The organism is Bradyrhizobium sp. WSM471 (assembly GCF_000244915.1).
Taxonomy (GTDB): Bacteria; Pseudomonadota; Alphaproteobacteria; order Rhizobiales; family Xanthobacteraceae; genus Bradyrhizobium.
On sequence record NZ_CM001442.1, the window covers coordinates 7,549,700 to 7,569,996 of the forward strand.

A 20,297-nucleotide genomic window follows, 5' to 3' on the forward strand; every position below is an offset into this window, starting at 1 on the left:
ATCTCCCCGCTAATGGCCGGGATCAAACGCTCCCAACGAGACGATAGCGAACCATGTCAAAGCGCGGACCCGCCGCATCCAAAAAGCTCCTGACCGGCCTGATCGGCGCACCCATCGCGCATTCCGCCTCCCCTGCCATGCATGAGCGCGCCGCGGAGGGGCTTGGCCTGCGCGGACATTATCAGCTTATCGAAGTGGCCGGCGCCGGCTCGGCCGAGCTCGCCATGATGCTGGAAGGCGTGCGGCGGCTCGGCTTTGCCGGCGTCAACGTCACTTTTCCCTACAAGGAGGCGGTGGTCCCGCTGCTCGATGAACTGGCACCGGGGGCGGCCGCCATGGGGGCGGTCAACACCGTCGTTGTCAGGAACGGCCGGCTGATCGGCCACAACACCGACACGACGGGCTTTGCGCGCGCCGTCGCGCCGCTGCTGGCACCCTCTGGAAACGCGGTCGCCGTGATCGGCACCGGCGGCGTCGGCAAGGCGATCGCCTTTGCGCTGGCAAGCCTTGACGTGACCGACATCCGCATCTTCGACAGCGAGCCGGCACGCGCCGAAAAACTCGCCGCGCTGCTCGTCAAGCAGGGTGGCGCCAGGGTCGCCGCGAGCGTCGAGGCCGCGCTCGACGGCGCAACGGGCCTCGTCAACGGCACGCCGGTCGGCATGCTGCCGAACCGGGAAACGCCGATCGCGCCGACGCTGCTGCGTCAAAGCCTGTGGGTCGCCGACGCCGTCTATTCGCCGCTCATCACGCCGCTGCTGGCGGCTGCCCAAGCCAAGGGCGCGCGGATCATGACCGGCCGGGAGCTTGCGATCTACCAGGCCGCCGACGCTTTCGAGCTGTTCACGGGCCTTGCCCCATCGACCGAGATCATGGGAGAGGCTTTTGACGAGGTGATGGCGGCCCGAAGCTCAGCCTATCACGCAGCGTAAACCAAGCGGCCGGACACAAGGCCGCGGACACAATCACGAAACTAACAGGAGGAGAGACCATGAAATCGACTTTGCTGGCGGGCGCCCTGCTTGCCTTCGCGACTGCAACCAGTGTCCACGCCCAGGCGATCAAGCTCGCCGACGTCGCCGAGCTGTCCGGCGGCGGCGCCACCGTCGGCACCAACTGGAAGAACGGCATCGACCTCGCGATCGAGGAGATCAACGCCAAGGGCGGCGTACTCGGCCGCAAGCTCGAAGTCACTCATGCCGACTCGCAGTCCAACCCGGGCGTCGCGCGCGCGCAGGTGCAAAAGGCGCTCGACGCCGAGCCCTATGTGCTGCTCGGACCCGGCTATTCCGGCTCCGTGAAGGTGACCGCGCCGCTGGCGGCCGAGGCCGGCATCGCGCAGATCATGGGCGGCGAAGCCGCCGAGCTGACGCAAGGCGGAAACAAATTCCTGTTCCGCACCTCGTTCGGCCAGCAATCGTCGATGCCGAAGGTCGCCAAATACATTCACGACGACATGAAGGCGAAGTCAGTCGCGGTGGTCTGGGTCAACAATGACTTTGGCCGCGGCGGTCGCGATGTCGTCGTCAAGGAGCTCGACCGTCTCGGCTCCAAGGTCGTCGCCGATCTCTCCACCGAGGCGGGCCAGGCCGATTTCGCCGCCGACGTCGGCAAGATCAAGGCCGCCAATCCCGACGCCGTGTTCGTCTATTTGAACGAGGAAGAGAGCGCACGCATCCTCAAGGAGCTGAAGCGCCAGGGCGTCACCGCGCCGCTGATGGGCGAGACCACGCTGATCGGGCAGAAGGTGATCGAGCTCGCGGGCGATGCCGCCAACGGCGCGCGCGGCCATGTCGGCCTCACCACCGATGCGCCGGTCGACCTGATCAAGGCGTTTCGCGACAAGTTCGCGAAGAAGTACAATTACGTGCCCGACCATAACGGGCTGAAAGGCTATCTCGCGGTCTACATGGTGAAGGCCACGACCGAAAAGATGGGCAAGGTGGACTCCAAGGCGTTCGCCGACACGCTGCACGGCCTGACCATCAAAGCCGCGGACGAGCCGGGCATCCTGATGGACGTCACCTTCAGCGACACCGGCGACATCGACCGCCAGAGCTTCTTGGTCGAGGTGGTCGAAGGCAAGCAAGTGGTGAAGCAGGTGCTGCCGAAGGCGAAGTGAGGTGTTCTTCGCCTCTCCCCGCGTGCGGGGAGAGGTCGGAATTTGCGCAAGCAAATTCCGGGTGAGGGGGAGCTCCACGAGTCCAACTCTCAGCGACCTCGCGGAGGCTCCCCCTCACCCCGACCCTCTCCCCGCAAGCGGGGAGAGGGAGAAGAGAGAGAGGGGAAAATGTCCAATCTGTTCGATCTTCTGGTCGCTGGACTTGCCACCGGCGCGATCTATGCGCTGGTCGCGGTCGGGTTCACGCTGCTGTGGCAGACCTCGCAGACCATCAACTTCGCGCAGGGCGAGTTCGTGATGCTGCCGGCGTTCCTGATGCTCGCGGCGATGCATGCCGGCGCGCCGTTCTGGCTCGCGATCATCCTCGGCATCCTGCTCTCGATGCTCCTGCTCGGCCTCGCCTTCAAGATGCTGCTGGTGGATCCGATGATGCGCCACGGCGTGCTGCCGCTCGCGATCGCGACCATGGCGCTCGCGATCGGCCTCAAGGAGGCTGTAAAACAGTTCTTCAGCGCCGAAGCCTCACCCTTCCCCTCGATCGTGCCGACCGGCGACGTCTCTATCCTCGGCCATGCCGTCTCGCTGCAAAGCATCGGCGTCCTCGTCCTCGCCATCCTTGCCGTCTTCGGCTTGACTGCGCTTCTCAACCGCACCTCGCTCGGCCACCAGATGCAGGCGGCGGCGCAGAACCCGACGGTGGCGCGCATCATCGGCGTCCCTGTCGAGCGCATGATTCTCCTGACCTTCCTGATCAACGCGTTCCTGGTCGCTCTCGCGTCGCTGTTGATCACGCCGATCTACCTCGCGAAATTCACGTCCGGCGAGGTGCTGGGCCAGGCCGCCTTCATCGCCGCGATCGTCGGCGGGTTCAACCAGGTGCGCGGCGCGATCGCAGGCGGCCTCCTGATCGGCGTGCTCGACAATCTCGCGGCCGCCTATGTCTCGACGCAGTACCGCGCCGCCGTGCCTATGATCTTCCTGATCGCCGTCATCCTGTTCCGGCCGCAGGGCCTGCTCGGCCGCGCCGAGGAGCGCACCGTATGAGCGGCTTCGCCAAACCTCTCAAGATCGCGTTCGGCCTCACCGTCGTCGCTGCGCTGATCGTCGTCCCCATGAACTTCAACCGCTATGGCCTGTTCATCCTGAGCCAGTGGGCGGTGATGGCCATCGCCGCAATGGGCCTCAACCTCACGCTCGGCTATGCCGGCCAGGTCTCGCTGGCGCAGGGCGCCTTCGTCGGCATCGGCGCTTACGCCGCGGCGATCATGACCACGCATGGCTGGCCGCTGCCGGCGGCGATCGTCGTCGCGATCGCCTTGAGCTTCGCGGTCGGCTGGGTGCTCGGCTATCCCGCGCTGCGGGTGCAGCACCACTACCTCGCCTTCGTCACGCTTGCCTTCTCCACGCTGGCCTTCCTGGTATTTCGCAACGAGAGCTGGCTCACCGGCGGCATCTACGGCATCTCCAACATTCCGCGTCCGCACATCTTCGGCATCGCCACCAACAAGCCGCTGCCGTTCTACTATGTCTGTCTCGGCTCGCTCGCGATCGTGTCGCTCGCGGTGTGGTGGCTGATCCGCTCGCCCTGGGGCCGCGCCTTCATGGCGCTGCGCGAAAACCCGCTGCGGGCGCAGTCGCTGGGCGTCGACACGCGACGCTATACGCTGATGGCGTTCGCGATCGGCTCCGCGCTCGGTGGCGTCGCCGGCGCGCTCTATGCGCCGCTGACGCAATATATCGATCCCGTGCCGTTCAACCTGTCGCTCTCGCTCGACCTCCTGATGATGGTGATCGTCGGCGGCGCCGGGTTCTTCCTGGGTCCGTTCCTGGGCGCGATGATCGCCGTGCTGTTGCCGGAATGGCTGCGCTTCACCGAGGGCTATTATCTGATGCTCTACGCGATCGCGGTGATGGGGCTGCTGATCTGGTCGCCGACCGGCATTTTGGGAATCCTCGACCGCTATCTCGCCGAGCGGCGAACCAAGGCGGCCTCCGCCCAGCGCGCCGTCGCAAAGTCCCGGCTGGAGACGGTGCAATGAGCGCGGTCCTCGAAGTCACCGACATCAGGAAGAATTTTGGCGGCATCAGCGCCGTCGGCGGCGTCTCTTTCGACGTCCGCGAGGGCGAGATCCTCGGCCTGATCGGACCGAACGGCTGCGGCAAGTCGACCCTGTTCAACTGCATCCTCGGCCAGCTCACGCCGAGCGGCGGCGAGGTCAAGCTCGACGGCAAGGTCGTCACGGGGTTGCGACCCGCCGAGCTCAACAAGCTCGGGGTCAGCCGCACCTTCCAGCTCCTGCAGGTGTTCCCAAAACTCTCGGTGCGCGAGAACCTGATCCTCGCGGGACAGGAGCACCAGGGCAGCATGGCCTCGCGCCTGGTCGGCCGCTCCGATGCCGGCCTGACGGAGGCCGCCAACCAGATGATCGGCTTTTTCAAGCTCGATCATCTCGCCGACGAGCCGGCCGGCGGACTTTCCTACGGCCAGCAAAAACTGCTCGACGCCGCAATGGCCTTCATGGGCGGGCCGCGCCTGGTGCTGCTCGACGAGCCCGCCGGCGGCGTGAACCCGTCGATGTTGACGGACCTGAAGGAGCGGCTGGTGGCGATCAACCGCGAGAAGAACGCCACCTTCGTCGTGATCGAGCACAACATGGAATTCGTGATGTCGCTGTGCTCGCGCGTGATGGTGATGGCCGAGGGCAAGGTGCTGGCGATGGGACGACCGGACGAGGTGCGAAAGAACCCCGCCGTGATCGAAGCCTATCTCGGACATTAGGGAGAGCCAACCATGAGCGATCCGATCCTCTCGGTTCACAATCTCGTCGGCGGCTACGGCAAGATGACGATCCTGAACGGCACCACCTTTGCCGTGCCGCAGGCGACCATCACCACCATCATCGGCCCGAACGGCGCCGGCAAGTCGACCGTGTTCAAGGCGATCTTCGGCCTGCTCAAGCTGCGCGAGGGCAAGATCAATTTCGCCGGCCGCGACGTCACCAATTTGAGCCAGCGCGCGCTGCTTAATGCCGGCATCTGCTACGTGCCGCAGGGCCGCAACATCTTTCCCGAGTTGTCGGTGCGACACAACATCGAGCTTGGCGGCGTTTCCGCGGGCAAGGGCATCGACCTACAGAGCCGGATCGAGGCTGCGCTCGACCTGTTCCCGGCGCTGCGGCGGAAATCACCGCAGCAGGCCTCCACACTGTCCGGCGGCGAGCAGAAGCAGCTCGAAATTGCGCGCTCGCTGCTGCTCGAACCGAAGCTCGTGCTGATCGACGAGCCCTCGATCGGCCTGTCGCCGCTGATGGTGCAGCAGACTTTCGACATCCTGAAGAGCTTGCGCGACCGCGGCGTCACCATTCTGATGATCGAGCAGAACGCACGCTCGGCGCTGGAGATTTCCGACATCGGCATCGTGCTCGAACTCGGCCAGACCCGCATCGTCGACGGTGCGAAGCGCATTTTGAATGATCCCCGCATCGGACAATTGTTTCTCGGCGGCGCGATGGAGGACAACGCAGCATGACCAAACGCTCGATCGCAACGGTCTCTCTCTCTGGCGCTCTCGACGAAAAGCTCCGCGCCATCGCATCCGCCGGATTCGACGCGGTCGAGATTTTCGAGAACGATCTGCTGTCGTTCGGCGCCGGCCCGCGCGACATCGCAAAGCTCTGCCGTGACCTCGACCTAGAAATCTGCGCGTTTCAGCCGTTCCGCGATTTCGAGGGCATGCCGGAGCCGCAGCGTTCGCGCAACTTTGCCCGCGCCGAACGCAAGTTCGATCTGATGCAGGAGCTCGGCACCGATCTGCTGCTGATCTGCTCCAACGTGTCGCCGGCCGCGCTCGGCGGCATCGACCGCGCCGCGGATGATTTTCGCGAGCTCGGCGAGCGCGCCGCCAAGCGGTCTTTGCGCGTCGGCTACGAGGCGTTGGCCTGGGGACGCCACGTCAACGATTACCGCGATGCATGGGAAATCGTGCGGCGCGCCGATCACCCCGCGATCGGAATCATTCTCGACAGCTTTCATGCGCTGGCCCCCGGCTTTCCGGTCCGCGCGATGGCCTCGATCCCCGGCGACAAGATCTTCCTGGTCCAGCTTGCGGATGCGCCGAAGCTCGAGCTGGACATCCTCTCCTGGAGCCGGCACTTCCGCTCCTTCCCTGGCCAGGGCGATCTGCCGGTCGGCGAGTTCATGGCGGCGATCGCGGCGACCGGCTATGCCGGGCCGCTGTCGCTGGAGATCTTCAACGACCAGTTTCGCGCCGGCTCGGCCGTGCAGACCGCGGTCGACGGCCTGCGTTCGCTGATCCTGCTGGAGGACCAGCTTGCACCGGATTGGCCAAAGCTCGTCAGCGAGCCCTTGGCGCCCAAGCCCAAAAGTGGAGGCACGGGATTCATCGAGTTTGCCGTCAACGAGACCAAGGCCGGCGAACTCGCCCGCCTGCTTGCGCAGCTCGGTTTCCGCAAGACCGGCAAGCATCGCAGCAAGGCGGTGGAGCGCTGGTCGCAGGGCAAGGTCGAGCTCGTCGTCAACTCCGAGACCGACGGCTTTGCGCATTCGCACTACGTGACGCATGGCCCCGGCGTCTGCGCCATCGCGCTCGACGTCGACAATGCCGGCCTCGTTATGCAGCGCGCCGAAACACTGAAAGCGCACACCTTCTACCAGCCGGTCGGACCGGGCGAGCTCGAGATTCCCGCAATTCACGGCGTTGGCGGCAGCCTGCTGTATTTCCTCGATCAGGCCGGCAAGAACTGGGACACGGATTTCGAACAAGTCCCGAGCGACGCTCGCGCGGACGCCCTGTTGGCCGTCGATCACATCGCGCAATCGATGCCCTATGACGAGATGCTGTCGTGGCTGCTGTTCTACACCGGCATCCTCGACCTCGAGCGGCTGCCGCAGATGGAGATCGCTGATCCCAGAGGGCTCGTGCAGAGTCAGGCCGTCATCAACGGCGACCAGAGCCTGCGCTTCGTGCTCAACGGCTCATCCGCCAACCGCACGCTGCCGGCCCGCTTCATCTCGGAATTTTTCGGCTCGGGCGTGCAGCACGTCGCATTCACGTGCCGGGACATTTTCGCGGCGGTCGCGGAGATGCGCAAGCGCGGCGCGGATTTCCTGGATATCCCGGATAATTACTACGACGACATCGAAGCCAAATACGACCTCGCACCCGAGCTGATGACGCAGCTGCGCGCCAACCACATTCTCTACGACCGCGAAGGCGACGGGGAGTTCTTCCAGGTCTATACCCACATCTTCGACGAGCGGTTCTTCTTCGAGATCGTGGAGCGACGGGATTATCAGGGCTTCGGCGCGGCCAATGCCGGGATTCGGCTTGCGGCGCAGGCGCGCGAAGTGCGGCCTGCGAGCATGCCGCGGGTGTAAGCTCTCTTTTTCCCTCTCCCCTTGTGGGAGAGGGTGGATCGCCGCAAGCGGCGAGACGGGTGAGGGGTTCTCTCCGCTAACTCGATAGACTTTGCTTTGCGGAAACAACCCCTCATCCGGCGCTTCGCGCCACCTTCTCCCACAAGGGGAGAAGGTGCAGCAACGCTTGCGGCTACACCGCCCTCACTTCATCGCGCATTTGTCGTGGAAGCGATCCTGGTCGTTCTCGACGATGGTGGCGACCGTCTTCAGGGAGAGCTGGCCTTCGCCGTCCTTGACCACGTCCTGGAGGTAGAAGTTCTGCACCGGGATGTGATTCTTGCCGTACTTGAAGGGGCCGCGCAGCGATTTGAAGTTGGCCTTCTCCATCTCGGCCTTCATCGCTTCCTTCTTGCTGGTGTCGCCCTTCACCGCGACCACGGCGCTGTTGACGAGCTGGGCCGCGTCATAGGCTTGCGCGCCGTAATAGGTCGGGCGCAGCCCGGGGTACTTCTTGCGATAGTCGGCGACGAAGCGCTTGTTCTGCTCATTGGGCAGATCATTCACCCATTCCTGCGCGCCGGGAACGCCGAGCGCGTTCTCCTTTTGCAGCGGCAGCGACAGCTCGTCGACGGTGAAGGCCGTGTAGAGCGGCATCGTGCTCTTCAGCCCGGCCTGCGCATATTGGTTGAGGAACTGCACGCCGGCTGCACCCGGATAGAACACGAAGATCGACTCGGCGCCCGAGGCCCGCGCCTTGGAGAGCTCGGCGGAGAAGTCGAGCTGGCTCGGCCAGACCGTGTATTCCTCGCCCTTGACCTCGCCCTTGAACGTGCTCTTCACGCCCGCGAGCATGTCCTTGCCGGCGGCGTAGTTCGGGCCGATCAGGAACACGCTCTTGACGCCCTTCTGGTTCATGTAGAGACCCATCGCGGCCGGCGTCTGGTCGTTCTGCCACGAGGTCGAGAACACGTAGGGCGAGCAGAGCTCGCCCGCGAGCTGCGACGGACCGGCATTGGCCGAGATCAGGAAGGTCTGCGAATCCACGGCGGTCTTGAGCGAGGCCAGCAGCACGTTCGACCAGATGTAGCCGACGATGAAGTCGACCTTGTCGGACTGCACCAGCTTCTCGGTCTTCTGCTTGCCGACGTCGGGCTTCTGCCCGTCGTCCTCGTAGATCACCTCGACCGGCTTGCCGTCCATCTTGCGGCCGATGTGATCCAGCGCGAGCTCGAAGGAGTTGCGCATGTCGTTGCCGATCACGGCGGTCGGGCCGCTGAAGGTCGAAACGAAGCCGATCTTGATGGTGTCGCCGGCGGATGCCGGGCCTGCCAGCACCAGCGCAGCCGCGCCCGCCAGCCAGAATGCCGTTCTCATAACCACTCCCCTCCATATTATTATGCCCGCAAGCGGGGTGATTGCCGCCCCGGGTCATCTCTATTGAACGCAAAATCTGTCGCGCCGCCAATGGCTCAGCGCCCGCCCTGCACCATATTTCGCCCAGAACGGCGATAGCAAGAAATATAATTCTACTTACTTAGACGGAGGCTGCGGCGCTTTTTCGCGGGACAGCGATACACTCGATGCCCTTGGCCTATGCAGCGATTGATGACGGCTATTGGACCGCCGCGCCTGATCAGCGTTTAGATGAGGATAGTACCGCGAGATTTGGAGGGGCGCATCATGACCACGACACCGCATCGCGTCGTCATCGTCGGAGCCGGTTTCGGCGGGCTGGAGACGACCTACCGGCTCGCCGGCAGCCCGGTCGAGATCACGCTGATCGACCGCCGCAACCATCATTTGTTCCAGCCGCTGCTCTACCAGGTCGCGACCGCCTCGCTCGCCACCAGCGAGATCGCCTGGCCGGTCCGGCACCTGATGCGCGACCGGCGCGATGTGACGACGCTGTTTGCGACCGTCAGCGGCGTCGATGCCGACAGGCGCTGCGTGCTGATCGACGACGGCAGCGAGGTGCCTTACGACACGCTGGTGCTCGCCACCGGCGCGCGGCACGCCTATTTCGGCCACGACGAATGGGAGCAGTTCGCGCCCGGCCTGAAGACCCTGGAGGACGCGACGACGCTGCGGCGTCACATCCTGGTGGCGTTCGAGCACGCCGAGCGCGAGACCGATCCGGCCAAGCGCGCGGCGCGGCTGACCTTCGTCATCGTCGGCGCCGGCCCCACCGGCGTGGAGCTCGCGGGGACAATCGCCGAGATGGCGCACCACACCTTGCCAGCCGACTTCCGCAACATCGACACCAACAAGGCGCGCGTGGTGCTGATCGAGGCGGGTCCTCGCGTGCTGGCAGGCTTTCCCGACGACCTCTCGGCCTACGCGCAGGCCTCGCTGGAGAAGATCGGCGTCGAGGTCGTGCTCGGACAGGCCGTCACCGAGATCAATCGCGAGGGCGTGGTGTTCGGCGGCAAGCTGCTCGAAGCCAAGACACGAATCTGGGCCGCCGGCGTGCGCGCCTCGCCCGCGGCCGAGTGGCTGGGCGCCCCGGCCGATCGTGCCGGACGGGTGCAGGTCGAAAACGATCTTACGATCCCCGGTCATCCCGAAATCTTTGCGATCGGCGACACCGTTCTGATCAACGCCTGGGACGGCAAGCCCGTGCCAGGCATCGCGCCGGCCGCCAAGCAGCAGGGCCGTTACGTCGCCGAGACCATCAAGGCGCGGCTGCGCAAAGAGCCGACGGGCCCGTTCCGCTACAAGCACTCCGGCAGCCTCGCCCAGATCGGCAAACGGCTCGCGGTGATCGACTTCGGCCGCATCAAGCTGCGCGGCACCATCGCGTGGTGGATCTGGGGCATCGCCCACATCTACTTCCTGATCGGCTTGCGCCACCGCCTCAGCGTCGCGCTGAGCTGGCTCTGGATCTACGCCCGCGACCAGCGCGCAGCCCGGCTGATCACGCAGGGATCGAGCAAGGTGGTGTAGTTCTTTTCCTTCTCCCCTTGCGGGAGAAGGTGGCATAGGCGGCCTTCGGCCGCCGTTCTTGAAAACGCCGATGCTTCGCATCGGCTATGGCGCCGGATGAGGGGTCTGTCTCAGCGCGTGAGATTGTGCGCGAGGAGAGAACCCCTCACCTGGCTTCGCTTTCGCGAAGCCACCCTCTCCCGCAAGGGGAGAGGGAGCAGCAGCGCCCGCTGAAACTCTAGCCCTACTTCACCAACTGGCACCCACCTTGCGCCAGCGGTCGAAACGCCTGGTCCGCCGGGATCGTCGAGACCAGCTTGTAATAGTCGTAGGGATATTTCGACTCCTCCGGCTTCTTCACCTCGAACAGATACATCGGATGCACGACGCGGCCGTCCTGGCGGATCGCGGTGTCGCCGAACAGCTTGTCCTTGCCCTTGAACTTCTTCATCTCGGGCACGGCGTCCTTGGCATTGTCGCTGCCGGTCGCGGCGACCGCGTTGAGATAGGCGAGTGTGGAGGCATAGACCCCGGCCTGGTTGCCGCTCGGCATCTTGCCGTTCATCCCGGGCCGCGCGGCGAACCGCTTGGCGAAGGCGCGGGTGTCGTCGTTCATGTCCCAGTAGAAGGCCTCCATGAGCTGAAGCCCTTGCGCGACCTTGATGCCCATGCCGTGGACGTCGTTGATGAAGAGCAGGAAGGCGACGAGCTTCTGTCCGCCCTGCTGGATCCCGAACTCGGCAGCCTGCTTCACCGCGTTGATGGTGTCGCCGCCGGCATTGGCGAGCCCGATCACCTGCGCCTTCGAGCCCTGCGCCTGCAACAGGAAGGACGCGAAGTCGGACGTGCCGAGCGGATGCTTGCTCGAGCCCAACACCTTGCCGCCATGCGCCTCGATGTATTTCTGGGCTTCCGCCTCGATGCCCTTGCCGAGCGCGTAATCGACCGTGAGGAAATACCAGTCCTTGCCGCCGCGCGACATCATCGCGGCTGCCGTGGTGTTGCCGGTCGCCCAAGCGTCGTTGACCCATTGGATGGTGTTGGGCGAGCAGGCCTTGCCGGTGAGATCGGAGCTCGCGGTGGACGACGCCAGGAACGTCATGCGGCTGTCGCGCAGCAGCGTGTTGATGGAGAGACCGACGGCCGAATTCGGCACGTCGACGATAGCGTCGACGCCTTCGACATCGAGCCATTTGCGCGCGATGGCATTGCCGACATCGGCCTTGTTCTGGTGATCGGCATAGACGATCTCGACCTTGATGCCCTTGCCGCCGCCGTTGAAATCCTCGGCCGCCATGCGCGCGGCCTCGACCGAGCCCATGCCGTTGGTGTCCTGGAAGATGCCGGAGATGTCGTTGAGAACGCCGACACGCACGACGTTGTCCGAGATCTCGGCATTTGCCACGCCGCCAATCAAGCTCGCGGCCAGCGCAAGCGTCCACTTCAAGTTCTTCATTGTTCCCTCCCCTGTCGTATTTATTGCTTTCGATGCCGCCAGCGTCAGGCCGGCGTGATGCTCACAGGCAGGCTGTCGAGCCCGCGTAGCGTGTTGTTGAAGCGGCGCTGTGGCTCGCCCGTGATCTCGATCTTCGCGATCCGGCGGGCCAGCGCCGCGAGCATTGTCTCGCCTTCGAGCCGCGCGACCAGCTGGCCGACGCACATGTGAATACCTGAGCCATAACCAACATGGCCGGACGTGCGGCGGGTGATGTCGTAGCTGTCCGGCCTGTCCCAGCGCCGCGGATCGCGATTGGCAGCCGCCAGAAACATCAACACCTTCTCGCCCTCACCGATGGTCGCGCCTGACAGTTCGACCTCGCGCGTTGTCGTGCGGAAGAAGGTCTGCACCGGGCTTTCAAAACGAACGGCCTCCTCGAAAGCGTTGCGCGCCAGCGTGAAATCGTCGCGCAGGCGCTGCCATTGCTCCGGGAAGCGCGCGAGACAGTAGACCGCTGCACCGATGCCGTTGACGGTGGTGTCGAGGCCCGCCGACAGCAGCGAACGCACCAGCAGCGGCGCTTCGGTGGCGGTGATGGCACCCTCGTCGACATGGGCGTGGATGCAGGCGCCGATGCCGCCGGGCGTGAGGTTGTCCCGCTGGCACTGATCGGTGACGTAAGCCTGGTGCGGCGCCGAACGCGCGATCGCTTCCTGGCGCAGCTCGTTCGGCGGGCCGAAGGCATTGAACACGACACTGGCATAGGGGATCAGATGTTCGCGGCCCTCCGGCTTCAGCCCGAGCGCATCCGGGAAGATCGACAGCGGATAGGCCTCGGCGAGATCCGTGATGGCATCGAAGCTGCGCTTCTCCAGCAGCGCGTCCACACGCTCTTCCGCTGCGGCAGCAAAACGATCGCGGAGCCCCTTCATCACCGTCGGCGACAGCACCTTCGAGAGCACGGCGCGGGTGCGGGTGTGCGCGGGCGGATCGGCTTCGAGGATCAGGCTCGGCGGCCGCCACGGCGTCTCCTTCTTGAAGTCGGAGAGGCCGACGCCGCGGCTGGAGCAGAACGTCCCGGGGTCGTTCAGCACGGCATGAACCTCGGCATAGCGCGCCACGCCATAGACGTTCCACTTGTCGAGATAGACGACAGGTCCCGCCTCCCGCAGCAGCTCATGCGTGGGATAGGGATCGGCGAAAAAATTCATGTCGAAGGGATCGACGTCGAGATGCGGAACGGCCGACGAACCGCTGATTTCCGGGGAGCTGGAAGTGTTCATTGAAGTCCTCCCTCATTTTGATCTTGTGAAAGGGCGGCGCTTACTCTTAGGTCTCCAGACACGCCGCGAGACAGAATCCCGACATGCCGCCGTCTTCGACCAGAGCCCGCCAAAAGCCCGTGTCCACCGAGACGGGACCGACCCTCGATCTCGACCGCTACGTCCCCGCGTTCATCACCTTCATCGCCAACAAGCTCTCGAACAGCGCCACCGCGTTCTATCAGCGGCAGTTCGGCGTCAACGTCACGGAATGGCGGATCATGTCGCTGCTGGCGATCGAGCCCGGCATTCCCGCCTCGCGCATCTGCCACGTCATCGGTTTCGACAAGGGCCCGGTGAGCCGGACGCTGGCCGGCCTGGAAAAGCGGGCGATGATCTCGATCCGCACCGATCCCAACGACGGGCGCACACATTCGATCTCGCTGACGGCGAAGGGCCGCGCCATCCATGACAAGGTGATCGTCGCGGCATTCGAGCGCGAACGGCGCCTGTTGTCTTGTCTGGACAAGGACGAGCGCGAGATGCTGATCGACCTGTTGCGCCGCCTGCACGAGAATCTCGGCGCAGTGACCGGCAGCACCGAGACCTGACGGGCCACGCAGCGGGCGCCGACCTCTGTCATTTCCAGGCATGCGCCGGCATTCGCCCGCGGCGCCCTCTCTGCCGAGCATTGCTTCCTCCGATCCGACGCGGCGGTTCCTTCCGCCGTCATCCTTGTCTGGAACGGTTCGCATAAATTAGTTGCCGAGGCAACAAAAGAATCATGCAGCATAATGCGGCAGGTTGGCTGGCGTATTTAGGCTTGCCCAACTCTCGTGTCCCGGACGCGCTGCAGCGTGAAACGCTGCTGCGCAGAGCCGGGATCCATGCGACCGCGCGTATTAAGCGAGATGGGCCCCGGCCCTGCAGCGCATCACTGCGTGCTGCGCTACGTCCGGGGCGCGAGAGCAGCTAGCGCGGGCGTGGACGTGCTAACTGCCGCAACCGATCCACTCACCCGAGACATCGTCATCCAACCGCGCCAGGGCATCCGCCCGCCGCATCAGCACGGCGCGCTGGTTGATGTAGCCCTTGTCGGTGATCTCGCCGCCGTCCACCGACGGCGGCTCGGCAAGCAGCAGGGCGCGCGTGGCATGGCCGGAGGAGTTGGGGCCCTGTTGCTTCAGTTTCGCCAGCCCCTGCGCGATCGCGGCTCTGATATCGTCATGCGCGAGCACGGCATTCACGTCGACCGTCTCGGGCAGGCCGGCATGCGCGCGGCACGCGGCGATGTTCGGAAACACCAGAAAGCGCACCTCGTCGCCGCCATGGCCGGTGACGACGATGTCCTGCGCGAGCGGCGCCAGCGCGGCGATGCCGGCGAGGCGCAGCGTACCGACACTGACCCAGGTGCCGGAATTGAGCTTGAAATCCTCCGCGACGCGGCCGTCGAAGAACAGGCCGCGCTCGGGCCGCTTCGCATCGGCGAATTTCACGGCGTCACCGATGAGATAAAAGCCCTCGTCGTCAAAAGCCTGCCTGGTCAGCTCCGGCGCCTTCCAGTAGCCCGGCGTGACGTTGGGGCCGCGCACGCGCACCTCCAGCTTGTCGCCGGAGGTGACGAGCTTCAGTTCGGTGCCCGGTATGGGCACGCCGATATTGCCCGAGCGCTCCGCGAGGAAATGGCAGTCGGTGGCCAGCGGCGACGTCTCGGTCGAGCCCCACGCCGAGACCATCGGCATCGCGCGGCCAACGGTCTTGACGGAAAGCTCTTCGAGCGCGTCCCACAGATTCTGCGGCAGCGCTGCACCGGCGTAGAACGCGAATTTCACCCCGCTGAAGAAGCGGCGGCGCAGTTCCTCGTCGCCGCGCAACGCCGCAATCAACATGTCGAAGCCGCGCGGCACGTTGAAATAGACCGTCGGCATCACACTTCTGAGATTGGCGAGTGACATCGCAAACAGACCGGGCGCCGGCTTGCCGCCGTCGATATAGAGCGAGCCGCCATTGCGAAGCACGAGATTGAAATTGTGGTTGGCGCCGAACGTGTGGCTCCAGGGCAGCCAGTCGAGAATGACGAGATCGCGGCCAGTCTGCTCGAGAAACGTCCAGGTCTGCGCCTTGGCCTGCTGGCTCGAGGTCAGCATGCGCTGGGTATTGATCACGGCTTTCGGCGTGCCTGTCGAGCCCGAAGTGAACAGGAGCTTTGCGATCGTCGCGGGCGTCACCGCGGCGAAGGCCTTTGCGACGTCGGGGCTCTCCGGCGTTGCCGCGATGGTGCGAAAGGCCAGCGCATCGGCATCGTCTGCATTGCCGCTGATGATCCGCGCGTTATGCAGCGACTTGATCGCGGCCAGCGCCGCCGCAAACGGCCTCGTCGCGGAGACATAGATCGCGGCGGGCTTGAGCAGCGCGATCATGCTTTTGAGCTTGTCGAAATCCTTTGACATCAGCGAATAGGCCGGCGAGATCGCTGCCGAGGGCACGCCGACATGCTGGGCCGCAAGTGCCAGCAGCGCATGATCGATGCTGTTGTCGGAGAGGATCGCGAGGGGGCGCTCCGGACTGAGACCTTGCGCCAGAATCCAGGACGCTGCCGCGCGCACCTGGCGCAGCGCCTGCGCATAGGTGACGGTGGTCCATGGCGCTTCGGCACTGCCGCGCTCCGCGAGGAAAATCGCATCGGGCCTCTGCCGCGCCCATTGCTCCAGCCAGTCGCCGACGCAACGCGCGCCATCGCGCAAGGGCTCGGGCGAGCGCAGCACGATGCTGCCGTCGGCGCGATGCTCGGCAACGGTTCTGGGTGTCGCGAACAGGCTCGAAGCATCACCGCGAGGGGCGGCTGTCATGGTTTCCTCCTCGCCCGGAAGCCGGGATCGGCCGCGGCCTCGTCGCGGACCGCGTTGGCCATAATGTTGGGCATGCCAATTGTTGTCGTCAACAACAATCTTCCGCTGGCGCGGCGAAGACGCTACAAGAATGATCCCGCAGGAGACGCGACGTGACAGCCACTGCAGCCCGGACTTCTCGACGCAAACGCGCCGGCAACGGCGCCGCGCGGCGGATCGACGCGGACGAGATCGGCCTCGACGCCCTGGTCGGGCACGCCGGCTATGCGGTGCGGCGCTTCCAGATCTGGATTTTCCAGGACTTCGTCAAAACGCTCGGCGATGTCGAGATCCGCCCGACGCAATATTCGGTGCTGACGGTGATCGGCGCCAATCCCGGCCTGTCGCAGATGGCGGTGGCCAAGCGCCTCGGCATCGAGCGCGCGCGGCTGGTGCATCTGCTCGACAGCCTCGAGCAGCGCGATCTGGTCGAACGCGTCAAGTCGAAGGCGGACCGGCGCTCCCACGCCCTTCACCTCACGCAGCTGGGCAAGACGGCGCTGGCAAAATTCAAGCGCCTCGCCGCGGAGCACGAGCGGCATGTCGAGGAGAGGATCGGCAAGCAGAACCGGGAGCGGCTGCTGCGAATCCTGGCTGACTTCACCTGATCCAGGCTGCCTAATACTTGTGCAAATGCCCCCGACGGGGCGCGGACGTGTCAGCCCGGTTGATCCTCGAATTATCCCACAAGCCACTGATCTCTCGATAATATCCGGAGCACTTCTCCTGCCCGGATTCTGTACACAATGGCACATCGCTTGCTTCGATCCGGGTGAAGAGACGTAGCCGGAGTTTGTCGCCATGAGGGCTGAAATGGGGGCTGAGCAGCCTGAAACGATCGCCGCGATCGTGGCCGCGCATCGCGCGGGCACGCTCACACCGGCGCAGACGGTCGCGCGCACCTATCAGCGCATCCGCGGCCACAGCGATCCCGCCGTCTTCATCAGCCTGCGCGACGAAAGGGACGCGATCACGGAGGCCGAGAAGCTCGCCACGCGTGCCGATGCAGCCAGCCTGCCGCTCTACGGCGTGCCGGTCGTGGTGAAGGACAATATCGACGCGCTGGGATTTCCGACCACCGCGGCGTGCCCGGCCTTCTCATACCTCCCGACACATGATTCGACCGCGGTTGCGCGGCTGCGTGCCGCCGGCGCCATCATCATCGGCAAGACCAATCTCGACCAATTCGCGACCGGCCTTGTTGGCGTGCGCTCGCCCTACGGCATCCCCAGAAACGCGATCCGCGAGGATCTCATTCCCGGCGGCTCGAGCTCGGGATCGGCGACCGCCGTCGGCGCCGGGCTGGTGCCGCTGTCGCTCGGCACCGACACCGCCGGCAGCGGCCGCGTGCCGGCGATGCTCAACAACATCGTTGGTCTCAAGCCGAGCCTCGGCATGATCTCGACCGCTGGCCTGGTGCCGGCCTGCCGGACGCTCGACTGTATCTCGGTGTTCGCTTTGACGGTCGACGACGCCGCGCTCGCACTGTCGGTGATGGCAGGTCCCGATCAGGCCGATCCGTTCTCGCGCGACCGGCCGCTTGGCGCGATCACCCCGCTCCCGGCAAACCTGCGCCTCGGCGTGCCGCGCGGCGGACAGCTGATCTTCTTCGGCGACAAGAAGGCGGAAGCGGCTTACGCCGATGCCTTGAAGCGCTGGACCGCGATTGGCGCAACACTCGTCGAATTCGACCTCGAGCCGTTCTACGAGACGGCGCGGCTGCTCTATGAAGGACCCTGGGTCGCCGAGCGCTATCTCGTGATCCGCGACCTGCTGGCGTCCGCGCCGGATGCGATCCATCCCGTGACGCGCGAGATCACCGTAGCGGGTGCGCGGCTGACGGCGGCGGATACCTTCTCCGCGCTCTATCGCTTGCAGGGCCTGCGCAAGATCGCCGAACGCACCTTCACAAATATCGACGCGCTGGTGCTGCCGACGGCGCCGACGGCCTATACGACCGCGCAGGTGCTGGCCAATCCGATCGAGCTCAACAGCCGGCTCGGCACCTATACCAACTTCGTCAATCTGCTCGACCTCTGCGGTCTCGCGGTACCGGCGGCGATGCGCGCCGACGGCATTCCGTTCGGCATCACGCTCCTTGCGCCCACCGGCCACGACGCGCTGCTCGCGAGCATCGGCCGCGTGTTCCACGCCGATACCAAACTAACGCTTGGCGCAAAGGGCGTGGCGCAACCCGCGCTGGCGCCGCTTGCCGCAAGCGGCATCGACGACATTCCCATCGCCGTGGTCGGCGCGCATCTGTCCGGCATGGCGCTGAACGGCGAGTTGAAAGCGCTGAACGGCCAGCTGATCGAGGCGACCAGGACCGCGGCGGACTACAAGCTCTACGCATTGAAGACCACGCCCCCGAAGCCGGGCATGCTGCGCGTCGAAGCCGGCAAGGGCGCGTCGATCGAGCTGGAGATCTGGTCGCTGTCGTCGTCCGCCTTCGGCGAGTTCGTCAACGCGATTCCTGCGCCGATGGCGATCGGCACGGTGCGGCTCGCCGATGGCCGCAGCGTGAAGGGATTTCTGGTCGAGCCCGAAGTGCTGAGCGACGCGCGCGACATCACGGCGTATGGTGGATGGCGGAAGTATATGGCGGAGGCCGCGCCGGCGTAGCTGCATCTCCTCATGGTGAGGAGGCGCGCAAGCGCCGTCTCGAACCATGAAGGCCCCCGCGGCTGCATCTCGGCCTTCCATCCTTTGAGACGCGGCCTTCGGCCGCTCCTCAGAGCTTGAGAATGTTTCGCTCCCGCCGAGAGAGCTTTGCATTGCCTGGAGAGCAGTGACCCCAAGGTTTTCAGCTGAACCGGCCCGCTGATGGGGGCTTTGTTGGCGCCTATTGGTGCGGGCTCGCCTATTTATGCCGCTTGCGCCTTGGCGTGTAAGGCGAAGAAGCGCATCATGTTGTGAGCGACCGCGAACCACAACAGGTGGATGCGGGCCTTGATCTTGCCGCGCAGGGATAACTGGCGCAGGCCCATGCGTCGGGCATGGGCGTTGATGCATTCGTGTTCGCAACGCAGCCGGTAGAACGCCTTGCCATCGTCGCTCTTCATGCGTTCACGCCAGTCCGCGACGCCAACACCGTCACCTTTCTTAGGGGCATAAGGGTCGGTGCCGTGTTTTGTCTGCGCTGGCGGACACCACACTTTTATACCGTTGGCATGGGCCCACTCAATGGCTTCGTTTTTGGTGAAGCCGCCATCGACCAGATAGTTGGAGGGTTGGTAGCCTTCGGCATGCACCATCTCGATCCCCGGCTGGGCCAAGCCCCGATCCGAGCCGCTGGTATCGATATCGACCGCAACGATCACCTGGTGTTCCGGAGCCGATACGATCTGTGTGTTGTAGGCCGGGCGCCATCCGCCATCGGCCATCTTCATCACCCGTGCGTCGGCATCGGTGGTGGAAGCGCGCGGCGACTTCTGCTTGGCCACCTCTTTCTTGTTGGTTTTCTCTCGCCGCTCCCGCTCGGCTTCCAGCTCCTTCATGCGTTCCTGCGCCGCCGCGATCCGCTCCGCACGCTCGCGGGCGCCACGCTCCTTTGCCGCACGCCGACGCCGATCATCGGCCGCAGGATCGGTCTCGACTTCAAAGCGCAGGCGCTCCACCCGCGTCTGCGCTGCCGTCTTCAACTCATCAAGCCGTGGCCGCCGGCGGAACGAGCCCGCTCCGGCCGCCGCGCGCACCCGCAAACCATCCTGCGCCAAGGTGTCGAGCGACACCAATCCAGCGTCCACCATCGACGCGACGCCCTGTGTCAGCAGCCGTTCCAGAACCGCCATATGGGCGATCCGGAAGTTCGACAGGCTGTGATAGTTCATCGACACTCCGCCGCACAACCAACGATAGATCAGATGATCCCGGCACAGCCGGTCCAGTTGGCGAGCGCTGCCCACTCCATCGATCGTGGCCCAGAGCCAAAGCGCCAGCATCAGCTTCGGCGAGGCCGGCGGATGTCCGGGCTCGCCCTCCCGCGCCTTGATGACGTCGTACAGCGCCGACAGATCCAGCCCCTCGACAAACGACCAAACCGCGCGGACCGGATGATCATCCCCTACCAGATCGTCCAATGCCGCGACCTGCATGCTCATCTGGCTGCGTTCCGGTTCTCGCAACCGCACCGCGCCGCGTCCCTTGGGTAGTGGCTTATCCTGCTCGGGCAAGTCTTCGAACAATTGATCGTCAGCCATCATCTGCCCCTGCTTCGCCCCGTCATCGAATCATAGCAAAGCGGCTACGGCAAATGCCCGTTTAGACGAAAGATTCTCACCCTCTCA

16 protein-coding genes are annotated in these 20,297 nt (G+C 64.9%); 11 read left to right on the plus strand and 5 right to left on the minus strand.

The features are described 5' to 3' along the window. The first annotated feature begins 53 nt into the window (after window positions 1–53). The 7 genes from BRA471DRAFT_RS34565 (at window position 54) to BRA471DRAFT_RS34595 (ending at window position 7,519) form a co-directional block, all read left to right on the plus strand. The gene (locus BRA471DRAFT_RS34565) at window positions 54–932 is read left to right on the plus strand and encodes a shikimate dehydrogenase (RefSeq protein ID WP_007615756.1); all 879 of its coding nucleotides are present in this window, start codon (window positions 54–56) and stop codon (window positions 930–932) included. A 59-nt stretch (window positions 933–991) separates the two neighbouring features. Next, window positions 992–2,122: an ABC transporter substrate-binding protein gene (locus BRA471DRAFT_RS34570; RefSeq protein WP_007615758.1), complete on the plus strand. Its 1,131-nt coding sequence runs from the start codon at window positions 992–994 to the stop codon at window positions 2,120–2,122. A gap of 168 nt (window positions 2,123–2,290) precedes the next feature. Beyond that, entirely contained in the window at window positions 2,291–3,166 is an 876-nt protein-coding gene (locus tag BRA471DRAFT_RS34575; protein ID WP_007615760.1) for a branched-chain amino acid ABC transporter permease, read from the plus strand. Next, a complete protein-coding gene (locus BRA471DRAFT_RS34580; RefSeq protein ID WP_007615762.1) occupies window positions 3,163–4,161 on the plus strand; it encodes a branched-chain amino acid ABC transporter permease in 999 nt (332 codons plus the stop codon). The genes BRA471DRAFT_RS34575 and BRA471DRAFT_RS34580 overlap by 4 nt, the downstream gene beginning before the upstream one ends. After that, window positions 4,158–4,901 carry an ABC transporter ATP-binding protein gene (locus tag BRA471DRAFT_RS34585; protein ID WP_007615764.1) on the plus strand — a complete coding sequence of 248 codons (744 nt, stop codon included), beginning with the start codon at window positions 4,158–4,160 and terminating at the stop codon, window positions 4,899–4,901. Before BRA471DRAFT_RS34580 ends, BRA471DRAFT_RS34585 begins: the two co-directional genes overlap by 4 nt. A gap of 12 nt (window positions 4,902–4,913) precedes the next feature. Next, on the plus strand, window positions 4,914–5,651 hold the full coding sequence (locus BRA471DRAFT_RS34590; protein ID WP_007615767.1) for an ABC transporter ATP-binding protein: 738 nt from the start codon (window positions 4,914–4,916) through the stop codon (window positions 5,649–5,651). Next, window positions 5,648–7,519: a bifunctional sugar phosphate isomerase/epimerase/4-hydroxyphenylpyruvate dioxygenase family protein gene (locus BRA471DRAFT_RS34595; RefSeq protein ID WP_007615769.1), complete on the plus strand. Its 1,872-nt coding sequence runs from the start codon at window positions 5,648–5,650 to the stop codon at window positions 7,517–7,519. The genes BRA471DRAFT_RS34590 and BRA471DRAFT_RS34595 overlap by 4 nt, the downstream gene beginning before the upstream one ends. Before the next feature lie 183 nt (window positions 7,520–7,702). Here the strand turns inward: BRA471DRAFT_RS34595 and BRA471DRAFT_RS34600 are convergent, their stop codons facing one another. Beyond that, the gene (locus BRA471DRAFT_RS34600) at window positions 7,703–8,875 is read right to left on the minus strand and encodes an ABC transporter substrate-binding protein (protein WP_007615771.1); all 1,173 of its coding nucleotides are present in this window, start codon (window positions 8,873–8,875) and stop codon (window positions 7,703–7,705) included. Window positions 8,876–9,181: 306 nt separating this feature from the next. Between BRA471DRAFT_RS34600 and BRA471DRAFT_RS34605 the strand changes: the two genes are divergently transcribed. Next, window positions 9,182–10,444: an NAD(P)/FAD-dependent oxidoreductase gene (locus BRA471DRAFT_RS34605; RefSeq protein WP_007615773.1), complete on the plus strand. Its 1,263-nt coding sequence runs from the start codon at window positions 9,182–9,184 to the stop codon at window positions 10,442–10,444. A gap of 223 nt (window positions 10,445–10,667) precedes the next feature. Here BRA471DRAFT_RS34605 and BRA471DRAFT_RS34610 read toward each other — a convergent pair whose 3' ends face one another. Together BRA471DRAFT_RS34610 and BRA471DRAFT_RS34615 are read right to left on the minus strand one after the other, a co-directional pair. Beyond that, window positions 10,668–11,879: an ABC transporter substrate-binding protein gene (locus BRA471DRAFT_RS34610; protein WP_007615775.1), complete on the minus strand. Its 1,212-nt coding sequence runs from the start codon at window positions 11,877–11,879 to the stop codon at window positions 10,668–10,670. A gap of 44 nt (window positions 11,880–11,923) precedes the next feature. Then, window positions 11,924–13,144 carry a cytochrome P450 gene (locus BRA471DRAFT_RS34615; RefSeq protein WP_007615777.1) on the minus strand — a complete coding sequence of 407 codons (1,221 nt, stop codon included), beginning with the start codon at window positions 13,142–13,144 and terminating at the stop codon, window positions 11,924–11,926. Between the two features lie 83 nt (window positions 13,145–13,227). Here BRA471DRAFT_RS34615 and BRA471DRAFT_RS34620 point away from each other — a divergent pair, with 83 nt between their 5' ends. Further along, the gene (locus BRA471DRAFT_RS34620) at window positions 13,228–13,734 is read left to right on the plus strand and encodes a MarR family winged helix-turn-helix transcriptional regulator (RefSeq protein ID WP_007615779.1); all 507 of its coding nucleotides are present in this window, start codon (window positions 13,228–13,230) and stop codon (window positions 13,732–13,734) included. Window positions 13,735–14,115: 381 nt separating this feature from the next. Here BRA471DRAFT_RS34620 and BRA471DRAFT_RS34625 read toward each other — a convergent pair whose 3' ends face one another. Beyond that, window positions 14,116–15,972 carry a feruloyl-CoA synthase gene (locus tag BRA471DRAFT_RS34625; protein WP_007615781.1) on the minus strand — a complete coding sequence of 619 codons (1,857 nt, stop codon included), beginning with the start codon at window positions 15,970–15,972 and terminating at the stop codon, window positions 14,116–14,118. A gap of 152 nt (window positions 15,973–16,124) precedes the next feature. Between BRA471DRAFT_RS34625 and BRA471DRAFT_RS34630 the strand changes: the two genes are divergently transcribed. Both BRA471DRAFT_RS34630 and atzF read left to right on the plus strand, forming a co-directional pair. Next, the gene (locus tag BRA471DRAFT_RS34630; RefSeq protein ID WP_007615786.1) at window positions 16,125–16,619 is read left to right on the plus strand and encodes a MarR family winged helix-turn-helix transcriptional regulator; all 495 of its coding nucleotides are present in this window, start codon (window positions 16,125–16,127) and stop codon (window positions 16,617–16,619) included. 193 nt (window positions 16,620–16,812) lie between these two features. Then, a complete protein-coding gene (atzF, locus tag BRA471DRAFT_RS34635) occupies window positions 16,813–18,633 on the plus strand; it encodes an allophanate hydrolase (RefSeq protein ID WP_007615788.1) in 1,821 nt (606 codons plus the stop codon). Between the two features lie 242 nt (window positions 18,634–18,875). Here the strand turns inward: atzF and BRA471DRAFT_RS34640 are convergent, their stop codons facing one another. Beyond that, window positions 18,876–20,213 carry an IS1182-like element ISBrsp10 family transposase gene (locus BRA471DRAFT_RS34640; protein ID WP_007610752.1) on the minus strand — a complete coding sequence of 446 codons (1,338 nt, stop codon included), beginning with the start codon at window positions 20,211–20,213 and terminating at the stop codon, window positions 18,876–18,878. Window positions 20,214–20,297: the final 84 nt, after the last annotated feature.